This is a genomic window from Caballeronia sp. INML2 (assembly GCF_023631365.1).
In the GTDB taxonomy this organism is placed as follows: domain Bacteria; phylum Pseudomonadota; class Gammaproteobacteria; order Burkholderiales; family Burkholderiaceae; genus Caballeronia; species Caballeronia turbans.
In genome coordinates this window covers 34644-49629 of sequence record NZ_JALQDH010000126.1, presented here as the reverse complement: position 1 = coordinate 49629, position 14986 = coordinate 34644, and the positions used below count along the sequence as shown (strand labels likewise).

Annotated in this window: 11 protein-coding genes and 3 pseudogenes; 5 read left to right on the top strand and 9 right to left on the bottom strand. The window is 64.9% G+C overall.

Translation table 11 applies throughout. From position 1 onward, the window contains the following. A partial coding sequence (locus NCT32_RS35455) for an aldehyde dehydrogenase family protein (protein ID WP_143756294.1) occupies positions 1–196 on the top strand: 196 nt, incomplete at its 5' end. Here NCT32_RS35455 and NCT32_RS35450 read toward each other — a convergent pair. The 3 genes and pseudogenes from NCT32_RS35450 to NCT32_RS35440 all read right to left on the bottom strand — a co-directional run bounded on the left by NCT32_RS35450 (position 184) and on the right by NCT32_RS35440 (position 4379). Next, positions 184–1908, bottom strand: a complete 1725-nt coding sequence (locus NCT32_RS35450) for a GMC family oxidoreductase (protein ID WP_250491406.1) — start codon at positions 1906–1908, stop codon at positions 184–186. The genes NCT32_RS35455 and NCT32_RS35450 overlap by 13 nt on opposite strands. Before the next feature lie 20 nt (positions 1909–1928). Beyond that, entirely contained in the window at positions 1929–2990 is a 1062-nt protein-coding gene (locus NCT32_RS35445) for an ABC transporter substrate-binding protein (protein ID WP_061116959.1), read from the bottom strand. A 449-nt stretch (positions 2991–3439) separates the two neighbouring features. Next, positions 3440–4379 (bottom strand): annotated as a pseudogene (locus tag NCT32_RS35440) (LysR family transcriptional regulator). A gap of 100 nt (positions 4380–4479) precedes the next feature. Between NCT32_RS35440 and NCT32_RS35435 the strand changes: the two are divergent. Further along, a complete protein-coding gene (locus tag NCT32_RS35435) occupies positions 4480–5901 on the top strand; it encodes an aldehyde dehydrogenase family protein (RefSeq protein WP_061116960.1) in 1422 nt (473 codons plus the stop codon). Positions 5902–5982: 81 nt separating this feature from the next. Here NCT32_RS35435 and NCT32_RS35430 read toward each other — a convergent pair. Both NCT32_RS35430 and NCT32_RS35425 read right to left on the bottom strand, forming a co-directional pair. Further along, positions 5983–6117 (bottom strand): annotated as a pseudogene (locus NCT32_RS35430) (CoA transferase); the annotation flags it as partial. Continuing rightward, positions 6102–6344 (bottom strand): annotated as a pseudogene (locus NCT32_RS35425) (ketopantoate reductase family protein); the annotation flags it as partial. The pseudogenes NCT32_RS35425 and NCT32_RS35430, both read right to left, overlap by 16 nt. A gap of 416 nt (positions 6345–6760) precedes the next feature. Here NCT32_RS35425 and NCT32_RS35420 point away from each other — a divergent pair. From NCT32_RS35420 to NCT32_RS35410, 3 genes are read left to right on the top strand one after another with little or no spacing between them, the layout of a single operon-like run. Beyond that, on the top strand, positions 6761–7669 hold the full coding sequence (locus tag NCT32_RS35420) for an ABC transporter permease (protein WP_061117253.1): 909 nt from the start codon (positions 6761–6763) through the stop codon (positions 7667–7669). Position 7670: 1 nt separating this feature from the next. Next, positions 7671–8429, top strand: a complete 759-nt coding sequence (locus tag NCT32_RS35415; RefSeq protein ID WP_061116962.1) for an ABC transporter ATP-binding protein — start codon at positions 7671–7673, stop codon at positions 8427–8429. A gap of 28 nt (positions 8430–8457) precedes the next feature. Next, positions 8458–9459: an ABC transporter substrate-binding protein gene (locus NCT32_RS35410; protein ID WP_061116963.1), complete on the top strand. Its 1002-nt coding sequence runs from the start codon at positions 8458–8460 to the stop codon at positions 9457–9459. Between the two features lie 60 nt (positions 9460–9519). On the opposite strand, the gene NCT32_RS35405 is transcribed toward NCT32_RS35410, so the two are convergent. From NCT32_RS35405 to NCT32_RS35390, 4 genes are read right to left on the bottom strand one after another with little or no spacing between them, the layout of a single operon-like run. Further along, positions 9520–10755 carry an SfnB family sulfur acquisition oxidoreductase gene (locus NCT32_RS35405; protein ID WP_061117254.1) on the bottom strand — a complete coding sequence of 412 codons (1236 nt, stop codon included), beginning with the start codon at positions 10753–10755 and terminating at the stop codon, positions 9520–9522. Positions 10756–10777: 22 nt separating this feature from the next. Beyond that, on the bottom strand, positions 10778–12115 hold the full coding sequence (locus tag NCT32_RS35400) for an LLM class flavin-dependent oxidoreductase (protein WP_061116964.1): 1338 nt from the start codon (positions 12113–12115) through the stop codon (positions 10778–10780). Further along, positions 12112–13305: an LLM class flavin-dependent oxidoreductase gene (locus tag NCT32_RS35395; RefSeq protein WP_250491405.1), complete on the bottom strand. Its 1194-nt coding sequence runs from the start codon at positions 13303–13305 to the stop codon at positions 12112–12114. The genes NCT32_RS35400 and NCT32_RS35395 overlap by 4 nt, the downstream gene beginning before the upstream one ends. Continuing rightward, positions 13302–14966, bottom strand: coding sequence for a rhodanese-like domain-containing protein (locus NCT32_RS35390; protein WP_061116966.1), 1665 nt, complete (start codon positions 14964–14966; stop codon positions 13302–13304). Before NCT32_RS35390 ends, NCT32_RS35395 begins: the two co-directional genes overlap by 4 nt. Positions 14967–14986 lie beyond the last annotated feature (20 nt).

Genomic DNA, 14986 nt, shown 5'->3' with positions numbered 1-14986 from the left:
GCAGTCGAAGGATCAGGAACGTGCGCGGCGCGTGGCCATGAAAATGCGCGCGGGCAGCGTCTACGTGAATTATCCGGTCTGGGATGCGGGCTCGCCGTTCGGTGGCTACAAGCAGTCGGGCAATGGGCGCGAATATGGCGAGTGGGGACTGGAGGCGTTTCTCGAAGTAAAGGGGATCGTCGGTTACGGGGCGTAGTCGGGCATGTGCGTTGCCGGCTCGCGTCCGTCACGCGCCGTGCCACGCAACACATCCGCCACGCGTTCCGCGATCATGATCGTCGGCACGTTTGTGTTCGCGCACGGAAGCGACGGCATCAGCGATGCATCGCACACGTACAGGCCTTCTATGCCATGAACCGCGCCGCGCGCATCAGTTACGGCCAACGGATCGTTCGATGCCCCCATGCGGCACGTTCCCGACGGATGCCAGGTGCCGCCCACCGAACGCTTCACGAACGCCGTCATCGCGTGATCGTCTTCGAGCAGTTCGTCGATGGTCACGCCCTGCGTCACGACATGCTTGATCAACCGGCCGCGCAACGGTCCCGCGAGATCGAGCAACGCGCTCAACGCGCCGCGCTGCACCGCGTTCCATGTTCCCGGAACAGCCACCGCGGCCACGCGTGGCGAATAACTCGACGGAAAGATCGCATCGCGATACGCATTCATCGATGGCGATGACAAAACGGAAGCGCCGAAGCGCAACGCAAGCTTGAGCCGTTCGAGATCGCGCGAATCGGAGAGCATGGCGAAATCGACATCGGGTTCATCGAATGCACTCGCTGACGCAAGCGTCACGCGCCCGCGCGAATACGACTTGTTGACCCAGAAGAAGATCGTTCCCAGTCGATATCCAACCGAGTGCCAGCCAGAGCGCGACAGGATCGCGCCATGCATGTCGCCTGGAACGGTATTCGGCAAGCCGGAAGAGAAGCGCACGATCGCCTGCTCGTGATGTTCGTCCAGAAACGGCGTGCGCGCTGCGCGCGGGAGATATGCGGACACGGCAATCGACGGATGCTCCATCAGATTGCGCCCGACGCCCGGACGATCAGCGAGTACATGGATGCCGAGCGAGGCGAGTTCATCGGCGGGACCGATCCCGCTTCGCATCAGCAATGCAGGACTATGAATCGCACCCGCCGATACGATCACGCGATGCGCCTTCAGTTCTTCACGTGTGCCGTGCGCGTTCACGATGCGCGCGCCGATTGCACGCTTGCCGTCGAACAGAATGCGCTCGACGACTTCGCCGGTGCGTATCGTCAGGTTGCTGCGTGCGCGCACGGCATCGTCTAGATAGCAGACTGAAGTCGGAATGCGTTCGCCCTGCGCACTGACCGCGATCGAACCGATGAAGGTGCCGTCTTGCCAGGGCCCGTTCTGATCATCGTGCAATGCATGACCGCTTTCGGCAAGCGAGCCAAGGACCGCGCGCACGAATGGCGATATGCGCGGCCATGCCGTTCGCTGGATACGCACGGGGCCATCGCTGCCGTGCAATGCGCCGCTGAAGTCGCAATCCGTTTCGAGCGCGCGAAAGTAGGGCAGGCATGTTTGCCAGTTCCAGCCCGATGCGCCGAGCGCTTCCCATTCGTCGTAGTCGGCGGGAGCGCCGCGATTGGCCATCAGTGCGTTGATGGCCGAGCCGCCGCCCAGAAGACGTGCCTGTTCGTAGCGTCGCATGGCGGCGCTGCGGCTCATGCGCGCTTTCAACGTTTGCCAGATGTTGCGCGCGTCGAGATACGCGCGGCCCGGATAACGGCTGCGAATGGCATCGGGCATCGTGTGCGCGGAGATATCGCGGCCCGCTTCGACGAGGCATACGCTCGCTCGCGCATCTTCGGAAAGGCGCGCGGCCAGCACGCAACCAGCGGAGCCGCCCCCCAGAATAAGATAGTCGAACACGTGAGGCACTCAAAGCCGCACTACTGCATGAACTTGAGCCAACGCGCCTTCGCCTGAATGCCCGGCTCCGACGCCCACCAATCCTCCGACAGCAGCGCCTGCTTCGCCGCATTCGCTGGCGCGCTCGGCAATTCGGCGGCGCGTTTGTCGGTGATCTTGCCGGTTTTGAATGCTGCCGGATTCCCCGGGCCGTAGTCGATATACAGCGGCAGATTCGCCTGCAATTCCGGCGATAGGGCCGCGTTCAGGAAGCGCACGGCATCGTTCAGATTCGGCGCGTTCTTCAGGATGCAAAGCTGCGTGTTCTGCAGAATGCCGTCGTTGAACGTAAAGGCGACGTCCGGATCATCCTTCATCACGGCGCTTGCGCGGCCATTCCAGATCATCGTCATATCGACTTCGCCGTCGTGCAGCAATTGCGCGGACTGTCCGCCCGAGGTCCACCATACGGTGATGTTCGGCTTGATCTCTTCGAGCTTCTTGAACGCGCGGTCCACGTCGAGCGGATAGAGCTTGTCGCGCGGCACGCCATCGGCGAGCAGCGCGGCTTCGAGCACGGTCATCGGATCGTTGCGCAGCGCGCGCGTGCCGGGAAAGTTCTTCACGTCCCAGAAGTCCTTCCAGCTTTGCGGCACCTTCTTGAGCGTCTTCTTGTTATAGCCGATGACGGTCGAATAGAACTCGTACGCGACCGAATAAGGCGTGCGGTATTTCTCCGGGACCGTTGCCGCGTTGGGAATCTTCGAAAAGTCGAGCTTTTCCACCAGACCTTCTCGTCCGCCGCGCAGGCAGTTGGAAGGCGGCGTATCGACGACGTCCCAGATCGGCTTGCCCGTCGCGCCTTGCGCCTTGATCTGTGGCCACGCGTCCGGAATGCTGTCCTGATTGATCGTGATGCCGAGCTGTTTCGCGGCGGGGTCGAGAATCGCCTTGGTCTGCGCTTCCTGATACGCGCCGCCTTGCGACACGAACGTGATCTTGCCCGCCGCGGATGCGGGCGCCGCACTTGCGATGGAGAGCAGCAACGTCATGGCGAGCGGGCGAACGGGGAAGTGCGTGCAACGGAACCTTGCAATGTTCATCACGGCGTTTTCCTCGACAAGGTTGAAGCGGATGTCTTGCGGATCGCGCGATCCCGCTTGCTTCGACCGAAAGCGAGGACGGCGCGTGGATGACTAAAAATATATTGAGTCAAATACGCGGCGGCAACGCCGGAATTGTTGGAGCGACCATGACCTGATGTTATGTCAGTGCAATGGTCGCATCCCGTCGCGCCTTAAGAAGACGTTTGGCGCAACTGTCGCCTTGCTCTGTCGAGATTGCTTTGCGCTTCCGTGTAACACGCAATAGACAAACTGATGCCCGTGCAACGTTGAATCGAATTGCTCGCGCTAGTCTCGCCGAGGCTAGGATTCCCGGGCGACCGGCAGATAGAGAATCACGCCGGGATCGAGAGATTGCCCCAGCGGGCGCCGAACGAAGTGATGGGTTTCTGCTAGCGCTCCCCGATCAGCAGCGCGGTGCATCGCCATCAGCGTCGCGCGGGACGCTGGCGCGCGCTCGGCGCGCGCTTGCGATTCGCTTCGGCATATTCGCGGATCATGTCCGTCAGCGCTCGCAGCCCGGCTGGCACGTGGCGCCGTCCGGGAAAGTAGAGGCAGAGCCCGTCGAGGGGCGGCGTCCAATCTTCCAGCACGCGCACGAGCGTTCCGGCCGCGAGTTCCGTGCTCACGTTCCATTCGGTCAGGTACGCGAGCCCGAGCCCCGCGCGCGCTGCAGCGAGCATCAGGCCGGGTTCGTCGAGTGTGAGCGTGCCGTCGCCGTGGATGCGCAAGGTTTCGCCGTGACGCTCGAACTCCCATTGGTAGATGGAGCCGCTCGGCATTCGGCCGCGGATGCAGCGGTGCGCCGCCAGATCCGCGGGCGTGCGCGGCGGCGGGTGTCGGCCGAAATAGTCCGGGCTGCCGACTACGGCGAAGCGCTGCCGTTCGCCAAACGGCACCGCGATCATGTCTTGCGGCACGGATTCGCTCAGACGGATGCCCGCGTCGAATCCTTCGACCACGATATCGATGAGCCGGCCTTCGGTGACGATATCGAGCTTCATGTCGGGGTAGCGTTGAAGGAATGCGATGAACAAGCGGCATCACCTGACGCGCCGCGCCCGCTGATGTATTGATGCGCAAGGTGCCCGACGGCTGGTCGCGGAAGCTGCCCGCCTGATCGAGCGCATCGCGGATGGCCGAGAGCGCGGGCGCGACGTTCTGCACGAACTGCGCGCCCGCCTCCGAGAGCGACACGCTGCGCGTCGTCCGGTTGAAGAGCCGCACGCCGATGCGGGCCTCGAGCGCGGCGACCGCGTGACTCAGCGCGGACGTCGAGATGCTCATCTCCCTTGCCGCCGCCCGGAAGCTGCGATGCCGCGCGACCGCCAGCACCGCTTCGAGCTCTCCCATTCCAGAGGTCTTCATTGTGCTAAATCGTTCAATAGGTCATGCCGGATTGTACGGCTAGTCGAATTAATCGAAACGCCTTATCTTCGTTTCAAGTTAATGACTAACGAAACGAATCATGCAGATCATCGACCGAATCTATATAGACGGCGCTTTCGTCACGCCGCACGGCGAGGAGCTTTTCGACCTCGTCAATCCCGCCACTGAGCGTGTGATCGGCCGCGTGCGGCTCGCCGACGCGCAAGACGCGCGCCGCGCCGTCGCGGCGGCGAAGCGGGCATTTTCAGCGTTCTCCCGCACGGACAGGCGCGAGCGCATCGACATGCTCAAGCGCCTGCACGCCGCCGTCGTAGCGAAAGAAGATGCGCTTTTCGAGGCGATCGTCGAGGAGTATGGCGCGCCGGTATCGCGCGGGCGCTGGATGGCGCGGCACGCGAGCAACGTGCTGATCGAGGCGGCTAGCGTGCTCGAAGACTACGCGTTCGTCCGTGAGGCGGGAACCGCCAGGGTGGTGATGCAGCCGCTCGGCGTGGCCGGGCTGATCACGCCTTGGAACAGCGACGCGGGCTTCATTTGCGGCAAACTCGCGGCGGCGCTCGCGGCCGGCTGCACGGCGGTCGTCAAGCCGAGCGAGATGAGCGCGATCCAGACGCGCGTGGTCACCGAGGCGCTGCACGACGCGGGGCTCCCCGCGGGGGTGTTCAACATCGTGACCGGGCGTGGCGAGACTGTCGGCGCGGAGATCAGCGCGCATCCGGATATCGCCAAGCTGTCGTTCACCGGCTCGACGCGCGTCGGCAAGACCATTCTGCGCACCGCCGCTGACACGCTCAAGCGCGTGACGCTGGAACTGGGCGGCAAGTCGCCGACGATCGTGCTCGACGACGCGGACTTCGATGCAGCCGTGCCGCTCGCGCTCGATGCAGGTTTCATGAACAGCGGGCAGGCATGCATCGCGGGCACCCGCATCCTGGTGCCGCGGGCGCGGCTCGCGGAGTTCGAGCATAAGATCGTGCGCGCGGTCGCGCAGATCCAGTCGGGCGATCCGCGGGATCCGCGCACGGGCATCGGACCGATGGTCAGCGGCAAGCAATGGGAGCGCGTGCAGCACTATATTCGCATGGGCATCGAAGAGGGCGCGCGGCTGATTGCGGGCGGCGAGGGACGTCCGGACAACGTGGGCGCGGGCTGGTTCGTGCGTCCCACGCTCTTCAGCGACGTGCGCAACGACATGACCATTGCGCGCGAGGAGATCTTCGGGCCGGTGCTGTCGATTATCGCGTATGGCGACACGGAAGAAGCGATCGCCATCGCCAACGACACGCCCTACGGCCTGCAAGCCTACGTGTGCTCATCCGACACGGTGCGCGCGAACGCCGTTGCCGCGCGCATCGAAGCGGGGCGCGTGCTAATCAACACGCTCGCTCACGAGCCCGCCGCCCCGTTCGGCGGCTTCAAGCAATCGGGCATCGGTCGCGAATACGGTGCGTTTGGGATTGAGGCATTTCTCGAGCCGAAGGCGCTGCTTGGCGCCCGCTAGCGCTCAGCCCGACGCCGCGCGCGCCGTTTCCTCGCCGAGCAGAAGCGGCAGTTCCAGCAAGGTGCGATGCGCGCCGCCCTTGCTATGACCGCGCCCGTATACGTTCCGGGGCTCTTTGCTGCCGGGACGCTCGACCTTGATGGCTTCGGCGCCGGGTGCCGCGAGGCAGCGCCCCACGTACGGGCCCGCGAGAAAGTGGCTGTATGGAACGACTTGACGAGCACGACGACCAGATCGACCGTACCGGCCTCGGCGGCGCGTCTCGTTGCGCGGACCATGACATGCCGCGAACCGTTGGCGTCGTCGACCCGCAAACCTTCGCGGCGGATGGCTTCGACATGCGCGACCGATCGGTTGAGCAGCCACGTCTCGTGACCGGCTTCGGTAAGCGCAGCGCCGATGGCGCAGCCCAGTGCGCCGGCACCCAGCATCGCAATCTTCAATGGTCTCTCCTTGAATGGCGTCCACGATACGAGTTGCTGTTCATATCGGCAATGCAATGGCTACAATGACATCATTGCATTGGGCGATAACACCATGTCTTTCGCCTGAACTGCCATTGTGCAGGTTTGATGCTGGAAGGCCGCAAGGGGGCGTGAGTGTGAGCTCGCTGATGCCGGGAGTTGTAGTCCTGCGGCGCCACGCCGCCAACGTCAGCAATCCGCTTGGCTGCTGACGTAGAACGCGGCTCGTTCCAACGTCCGCACTTCTGACTAACGGATCGCATAAGTCTCTCAACTGCAATAGTTATTCGGAAAAGCGCGCATAGCATCCGGGAAACGCTTCGTTTGATCGGGGTGGGGACGAACGTACCATCATTCGTTCAACCTTTTCCCGATCATCCCCGCCCCGCATGCCCATGAACGTGCCCCGCTATCCTTCTGCTGCGCTACGGCTCGATGCCGGCGCGCCTTCCGAATGGGACGAAAAGCGTACCAACGATGCCCGCGCGCTCGTCGACCTGCCGACCCGCGAAGCGGCGCAGCCAGGAGCGCTCGCGTTAAGCGCACTGCGTTCGCGCGGTCTGCGTATCGGCGTGCCGCTCGCGTTGATCGTCCTGTGGCAGCTTGCCTCGTCGCTGCAACTCGTCGCGCCCGAGACCTTGCCGCCGCCGACGGTCATCGTCGCGGCACTGAAAGAACTGATCGCGGACGGCGAACTGCAAAGCGCGATTGGCGTGTCGCTCGTGCGCGCGGCGACGGGCCTTGCCATCGGCGGCGGTATCGGTCTTTTGGCCGGCCTGTTCGCGGGCCTGTGGCGCGTCGGCGAAGAGATCGTCGATGCGCCGCTGCAGATGCTGCGCACCATTCCGTTCATTGCCCTGATTCCGCTCTTCATCACTTGGTTCGGCATCGGCGAAGGCGCCAAGGTCGCGGTGATTCTTGCGGCCACGATCTTCCCGATGTATCTCAACACCTACGCGGGCGTGCGCGGCGTCGATCCGAAATTGCTCGAAGCGGCGCGAGTGTTTGGCCTGTCCAGCCGGCAAGTGGCGCTGCGCATCATTCTGCCGACGGCGCTGCCGTCGATCCTCGTCGGCGTGCGCTATTCGAGCGCCGTCGCCTTGCTCGCGCTCGTCGTCGCCGAGCAGATCAACGCGCAGAACGGCATCGGCTACATCCTCGTGAACGCGAACCAGAATCAGCGCGCAGACATCATCATCGCGGGCATTCTGGTGTATGCGGCGCTCGGCATTATCACCGACCTCTTGATGCGCGCGCTCGAACATCTCGCTCTGCCGTGGAGGCCGCGTTTTGAACTCGCGTGACATGGAACGTTTCGACGCGTTGCATCAGCGCGAATCCGCGCTCGAACTCGACGGCGTGAGCCGCGTGTTTTCCGGGCGCGCGGTGCTGAAGGACGTCTCGCTCGCCATCAAGCGTGGCCAGTTCGTCTCGATGCTCGGTGCCTCGGGCGCGGGCAAGACGACGTTGTTGCGCATCCTCGCCGGACTCGACCGCGCCGACAGCGGCCGCGTGCGCGTCGCGGGGGCGCGCTCGGTGGTGTTCCAGGAGCCGCGTCTCGTGCCCGCGAAGCGCGTATGGGAAAACGTCGTCATCGGCCACGACCGCCTGGGTGCGGCGAAGCCGTCCGCGCTCGCCGCGCTCGACGAAGTTGGCTTATCGCGCCACGCGCAAGGCTGGCCGAAGACGCTTTCCGGCGGCGAGGCTCAGCGCGTCGCGCTCGCGCGTGCGCTCGTGCGCGAGCCGAAGCTGCTGCTGCTCGACGAACCGTTTGCGGCACTCGATGCGCTGACGCGCATCCGCATGTACGAACTCGTCGCGCGTCTGTGGCTCGCGCATACGCCTGCGGTGGTGCTTGTTACGCACGACATTGACGAAGCCATTCTGCTTTCCGATCGCATCGTCGTGCTGTCGCAGGGCGAGATCAGCGCGGACGTGACGGTCGATGTTCCGCGTCCCCGTTCGCGCGGCGACGAGCAGGCCATCGCGTTGCGCGCGCGGCTGCTCGCGGAACTCGGCGTCGGCGACGATGCATTGCAGGCCGCGTCCGGAAACGCGGCATAAAGACTTCATCCACTCGGATCCCACCTTCATGCGCCTCAAGAAACGCTTCATCGCTTTATTTGTCACGAGCTTCGTCGCGGGGTCGTCGACATCGTTCGCGCAAGGCGAACCGCTGACGCTCACAATCGGCACGCAGGATGCCGCATGGCCGCTGATCGTCGAAGCGTCGCACGTGCTCGACGGTGCGCCGTACAAGGTCAAATGGGCCGTGCTGACCGGTCCGGCGGCGCAACTCTCCGCACTGTATTCGAAGGTGCTCGACGTCGGCCTGATGGGCGATACGTCGCTGATCATCGAACAGGGCAACGCGCGCACGCCATGGACCGCGGAGACCGCGCCGTTGCAGATCGTCGCGGGCTGGCGCAATCCGGACAACAGCTATCCGCCTATCGTCACGGTCGTGCGCAAGAGCGCCGACGTCAAGAACCTCGCCGATCTCAAGGGCAAGACGTGGGGCTATAACTTCGGTGGCTTCAACTATCTGCAATACGTGCTCTCGTATGTGAAGGCCGGACTCAAGCCCAAGGACTTCGAAGCCGTCAAGTTTGGCGACGGCAACGTATCCGCGTCCGCGTTCAATGCGGGGCAGGTCGCGGTCTATTCGGGCGGCTACGGCCCGGTCAAGGAAGCAGTGGACAAAGGCGATGCACGCGTCATCATCAAGAGCGACGAACTCGAAATTCCGGCGTTGTCCGTGTTCGCCGCACGCACCGACGTCCTGCGCGATCCGAAGAAGAGCGAGGCGCTCGGCGACTTCCTCGGCCGCCTGAAGAACTCGTGGACGTGGTGGGCGCAGAACGTGCCGGCAGTCGAGAAGATCTATCTCGAGAAGATGAAGCAAAGCCCGGCGCGCGCAAAGTTCTCCGCTGAAAACGGCCGTTCTCTGTTCTATCCGCTCGACAAGGAACTGGTGGCGCGCGAGCAGAAGATCGCGGACACGCTCTACAAATCCGGCGACATCAAGAATCAGATCAAGGTGGACGTGGAGTTCAACCCGGTGTTCGACAAGCAGGCCGTCGCATCGCACTGAAGCCTCGCAGAAACGGCGTGCCTCCGGTATCGAGGCACGCCGCTCGTCCTTTCGGCACCATCAGGCGTTGTCGAGCTTCGTGTATGGGTTCGCGTAAGTGAACGGATCGCAAATGAGATCGTTCAACGCATACTGCCCGACCGCGTGATATTTCCACCGCACGCTGTCGTGCAAAGTGTGCGTGCGCGCATTGCGCCAATGCCGGTCGAGATTGTGCTTCGAGAGCGTCGATTGCGTGCCCGCGAGCTCGAACAGCTTGTTCGATGCATCGAGCGCGAAACGCGTCGTGACGATCTTCGCTTCCGCCGTCGCGACGATGGCGAAGGCGACGGCCTCGCGCGGCGCATCTTTGTCGCGCGCCCGGTCGATCGACTCGGCGGCGCGCGCGGTCAGCGCCTCGGCCGCATGCAGATCGACCGTCAGTGCGCCGATGTCGCGAAGCGTGTACGGATCGCCGGTCGCATGCGATGCCCCGCTGCCGCGTGCCGGATGCGCGAGCGCGTGCAGTAAGCGCTTCGTCTCATCGAGCGAGGCGCGGCCGATACCGAGATCGATCGCCGCATGGAGCACCTGCGACACGGCATTGGCCGCATCGATATTCGCATGCCGTCCGCGCGCGACGATCTGCAGCGCATCGAGTTCGACCTCGTCGAGCCGCACCTGACCGCTCGCGGTCGTGCGCTGGCCGAAGCCCGACCAGTCGTCGATGACTTCGACGCCGCGCGCATGCCGCGCGACGAAGGCGGTCACGGGGAGGCCGTCGTCATCGCGCGCGGCGACAGGAATCCAGTGCGCGAAGAGCGCGCCGGTCGAATAGACCTTGCGCCCCGTCAGCACGAATCGGCCGCTGTTTGCGCAGCGGCGCACGCGTGTTTCGTGTTCCGAGGGCAAACGGTCGCCCGGTTCGGCGGTCGCATTGCCGAAGCGCTCCCCGGCGAGCGCGCGTGAAAAGAAGAAGTCCTGCTGACTCGGGGTGCCGTCGTGACGCAGCCGTTCGAGCGTCGCGAAGTGATTCTGCGGAATTTGCCCGAGCGACGAATCCGCCGCTGAGATCGTATCGAACACCTGCGTGATGGTGCGCACGGAGACATCGATGCCGCCGAATGCGCGCGGCACGCCGATGCCCCATAAACCGCTCGCGCTGAAGACTTCGACTTCGTTTAGCGGCAACCGGCGATCGCGATCGCGCGCGGCGGCGCCGACGGCAAATTCGGCGGCGAGACGCCGCGCGGTTTCGATGGCTTCGTCGTCCGAGCGGAGAAGCGCCGCGCGCGTGCGTTGCGTGTCCTGTGTCATGCGGTTCGTGTCCTTTCGATGTTCATGCGGCATGCGCCGACGACGCATACTGGCTGGCCGGCCGCGGCAGGCCGAGATGATCGCGCAGCGTCGTGCCTTCGTAGTCGCGGCGAAAGATGCCCTTGCGCTGCAGGATCGGCACGACGTGATCGACGAATGCGGCGAGGCCCGAAGGAAACACGTCTGCGTTGAGGTTGAAGCCGTCCGCGCCGCGTGCTTCGAACCATTGCTCGATATCGTCGGCGATCTGCTCGGGCGTGCCGACGATCATCCGGTGGGCGCCGGGGTTACGGTCGAGCAGATCGCGCACTGTGAGGTTCTCGCTCTTCGCGAGCGCGACAGTCGAGTCGATGAAACCGCGTGGCAGGTCCGAACGCGCGACCTTGCCGATGAGGTCGTAGGGCAAGGGCGCATCGATCGACAGATCGTCGGGCGCGAGGCCAAGCGCGCCCGCAAGCCGCGCGATTTCGCGATCGGTATCGAGCAGCGCATCGAGTTCGGCCTTGCGTTCGCGCGCCTCGCGCTCCGTTCCGCCGACGACCGGATACAGCCCCGGCAGCAGCAGGAAATGATCGGGATCGCGGCCATGCGCGCGCACGCGGTCTTTCATCTCCGCATAGAAGGCTTGCGCGGTCGGCAGCGTGGTCTGCGCGGTAAAGACGGCATCGGCAAAGCGTGCGGCAAGCGCACGGCCGCCTTCCGACGAGCCGGCCTGCACGAGCACCGGCCGTCCCTGCGGACTGCGCGGCACGGACAGCGGCCCGCGCACCGAAAAGTACTTGCCGCGATGCTCGATCGCATGCACACGCGAGGGATCCGTATAGCGGCCCGACGAGCGGTCGGCCACGAAGGCACCGTCTTCCCAGCTATCCCACAGCTTCGTCACGACCTCGACGAACTCCTGCGCGCGCGCATACCGTTCTTCGGTCGAGAGCGGAATCTCGTGGCTGAAGTTCGCGGCGGCGTGCGTGTCGTAAGTCGTCACCGCATTGAACGCGATGCGCCCGCCGCTCAGATGATCGACCGATGCGAAGCGGCGCGCGAGATTGAACGGATCGTTGAACGTGGTCGATGCCGTCGCGATCAGGCCGACGTGCTGCGTCGCGCTCGCGAGCGCGGTCAGCAGCACGGTCGGTTCCAGCGCCTGCGACGGGCCTTCGGCGTGATTGCGCAGCGACAGCGTATCGGAGAGAAACACCGCATCGAGCTTGCCGCGCTCGGCCGTCGCCGCGATCTCCTTGAAGAAGTTCAGGTCGATGATCGAACGCGGATTGCCGAGCGTGCGCCAGCCCGCCGGATGCCGCCCGACGCCGGTGATGTTCGTGTTCAGATGAAGTTGCCGCGGCCTCGTGGTGGTCATGTCGTCGTGTGAAGAGAGTTGGATCCAGCGAAGTCGCGACGCAGGCCCGCTTCTACGAGCAAGGGCAGCACAGCTTCACCGAAATAGGCGAGATCGGGTTCGAAGTCGAAAAAGGTCAATTGCACGCCGTCGCATCCGGCGCGTTTGAGCGCGACGAGCTTGTCGACGATCTGCTCGGGCGAACCGATCAGATGCAGATTGCCGCCGAGGATGCGCTGCTCGCGTTTGTGCTTCGCCCACGCTCGCGCGTCGCTCCGCCTGCCTTGCCCGACGAAGCCGTCGAGCGCGCCTTCATCGGCGTGCGCGACGATGGCGTCGCGGTACGCATGCGCCTCGCGCTCGGTCGGACGGCACACGATCGTCGGGTTGATCAGCGTGCGTACGCTCCGTTTCACGCGCGCGGCGCCGTCGCGAATCTTCGCGGTATGCGCGGGCAAGGCGCCGATGGCGTCGTCGAAATCCGCGCCCGCCGGACTCGTGATGAAAATGAGGTCCGAATGACGCACCGCATAGTCGATGCCGGCATCCGAGCCGGTCGCGTTGACCAGCACCGGACGGCGATAACGCGGGCGCGGGCTCACGAAGGCATCGTCGAGCTGCCAGCGCGGGGTGCGGATCGTCAGGTTCGCGTCGCTGCGCCAGAGCGTGTCGAGCACGCCGACGAATTCCGCCGCGCGTGCATAGCGCTCGTCATGCTCGATCATCGGCTGGCCGAACATCGCCCATTCGGTGGAGACGTGGCCGGTCACGAGATTGATGCCCCAGCGCCCGTTGGAGATGTGATCGAGCGTCGCGCCGAACTTCGCGAGATGCAGCGGATGCCAGGGGCCGTATAGCGCATGCACCGTCGAGATCAGCAGAATGCGCTCGGTGATCGCGGCGAGCGCGCTCGTCGCGATGAACGCATCGACCGACTGCTCGCGATACTTCATCTGGCCGCCGTGGCCGTTCTTGGCGAGCCATTGCGCGAGTCCGAAGACGAGATCGAAGCCGAGCGCTTCGGCCTGCTTCGTCAGGCGCGCGTTGTAGTCGAAGCGCCAGTCGGTGCCGCGCGGCAGCGTCGAGATGGACCAGCCGCCGTTCTGGATCGGCAGAAAAAGGCCCAGAATCAGCGGCTGCTGGAACGCCGCGTGCAGCGGACTGCCTTCGATGTCCGCCGGGCCCGATGAGCCGTCGAACGCAGGGCTCATGCCGCACGCCCCGCGATTTCGGCGAGCCGTTCGCGGCTGCGGCGCGCGGTGGACGTTTCGAAGTCGAGCACGTCGATGGACGCGATCGCGTCGCGATTTACCTGTTCGACGAGTTGCAGTTCCCAGGCGAGGTACGCGTTCATTTGCGCGGCGACCTGATCCGGCTCTGCGTGATACGGGCTGTACCACGCGTCGTCGTCGCCGGTCAGGTTGCCGGCGTCGCCCGCCTCGTGCGGCAGCCCGAGCGCAAGCCAGCGGCGCGTGCCGCCGATCAGCGCGGACACGCCGCCGCGCGTCTGCGCGATTTCTGCCGCGACGAGTCCCGCGAGCACGCCGTCTTCGGACGTGAGCACGATCAGCGTGTCGCGCGGCAGATCGTTCAGATGCGCGAGAACCGCGCTCGCCGCGACGAAGCGCGCTCCCTTCACATGGGCGCGGCGGAATGCGAGGCTGCTGTCGATATCGATGGTCTGCACCGTGCCCGCTTCGATCTCGCGCAACAACGCATCGGCTTCTATCCAGCGCGTGCGCGCGCCGTGCGGACGCACGCGCACGGCCTGCGCACCGGCTTCGACGTGCTCCGCGACGAGCGACGCGCTCGCGGCATCGTCGAGCACGCGGACATCGAGATAGCCCAGTTGCTTGAGCCACGACGCAGTCATGCGCGCGCGCACGCCGTCGTCGTCGCGCAGCACGACGCGCGCATGCAGCGTGCCGACGTATTCGTCGGTCGCCTGCACGAGCTGTCCGCCGGGCGCGTTCTGCCAGCCTGCCGGATGACCCGCTTCATATTCGAGCGGATCGCGCACGTCGAAGCGATACAGCGTGCGTTCGCCGCTTTCGCGTTCGAGCGCGGCGAGCGTCTCGCGGTCGATGACCGGCACATACGCGCGGCGCGCAGCGGCGGCGGCGAGTTCGCGCGCGGTCGCGAGCGCCTGGCCTTCGGGGCGCGGCGCCGTGCGGATCTTGCCGTGTTCGAGCTCGAGGCCTTCGAGCAGCCACGACATCGAGCCGCCCGTGAGCGCGGCGACCGGGTTCGGCACGCCCGCATTGATCAGCGACTGTGCACCGAGAATGCTGCGTGTGCGGCCCGCGCAGTTCACGACGATCAGCGTATCCGGCGAAGGCACCGTGGCCAGCGCGCGATAGACGAGTTCCGCGCCCGCGCAATCGATGCCGCCGGGAATGCTCATCGTGTTGAATTCGCCGAACGGACGCGAGTCGAGTACGACGAGATCGTCGCCGGCATCCTGACGGGCTTTCAACGTCAAGGCGTCGATATTGGGCGTATGCAGCTTGTGCTCGATGACTTCGCCGAATGCCTTGCCCGGCACATTGGTGCCCGAAAAAATTTCGAAGCCCGCCTGCGCCCAGCCTTCGACGCCGCCTTCGAGTATCGCGACGTCGGTATAACCCCAGCGTTCGAGCAAAGCGGCTGCGCGCGGCGTGTACTCGCCGCTGGTATCGACGAGAACGATGGGTGTGCCAAGGCGCGGCACGAGGCGATCGATCAGCAGGCCGATGCGGCCCACCGGCGCAACAGACGAATAGAACAGACGCTTGCGCGCGCAGACGCCTTCCTCGCGCACGTCGAGCACGGCGAGTTCGGAGCGTTGAGCGATGAGCGTGCGCAACTGCGAGGCGGATACGGAACGGGACATGAGAGAAAAGTCCTTGAAAG

Coding starts and splice junctions, on each gene's coding strand:
- NCT32_RS35445 (WP_061116959.1), bottom strand. CDS start 2,990: ATGAACATTGCAAGGTTCCGTTGCACGCACTTCCCCGTTCGCCCGCTC.
- NCT32_RS35435 (WP_061116960.1), top strand. CDS start 4,480: ATGCAGATCATCGACCGAATCTATATAGACGGCGCTTTCGTCACGCCG.
- NCT32_RS35420 (WP_061117253.1), top strand. CDS start 6,761: ATGAACGTGCCCCGCTATCCTTCTGCTGCGCTACGGCTCGATGCCGGC.
- NCT32_RS35415 (WP_061116962.1), top strand. CDS start 7,671: ATGGAACGTTTCGACGCGTTGCATCAGCGCGAATCCGCGCTCGAACTC.
- NCT32_RS35410 (WP_061116963.1), top strand. CDS start 8,458: ATGCGCCTCAAGAAACGCTTCATCGCTTTATTTGTCACGAGCTTCGTC.
- NCT32_RS35405 (WP_061117254.1), bottom strand. CDS start 10,755: ATGACACAGGACACGCAACGCACGCGCGCGGCGCTTCTCCGCTCGGAC.
- NCT32_RS35400 (WP_061116964.1), bottom strand. CDS start 12,115: ATGACCACCACGAGGCCGCGGCAACTTCATCTGAACACGAACATCACC.
- NCT32_RS35395 (WP_250491405.1), bottom strand. CDS start 13,305: ATGAGCCCTGCGTTCGACGGCTCATCGGGCCCGGCGGACATCGAAGGC.
- NCT32_RS35390 (WP_061116966.1), bottom strand. CDS start 14,966: ATGTCCCGTTCCGTATCCGCCTCGCAGTTGCGCACGCTCATCGCTCAA.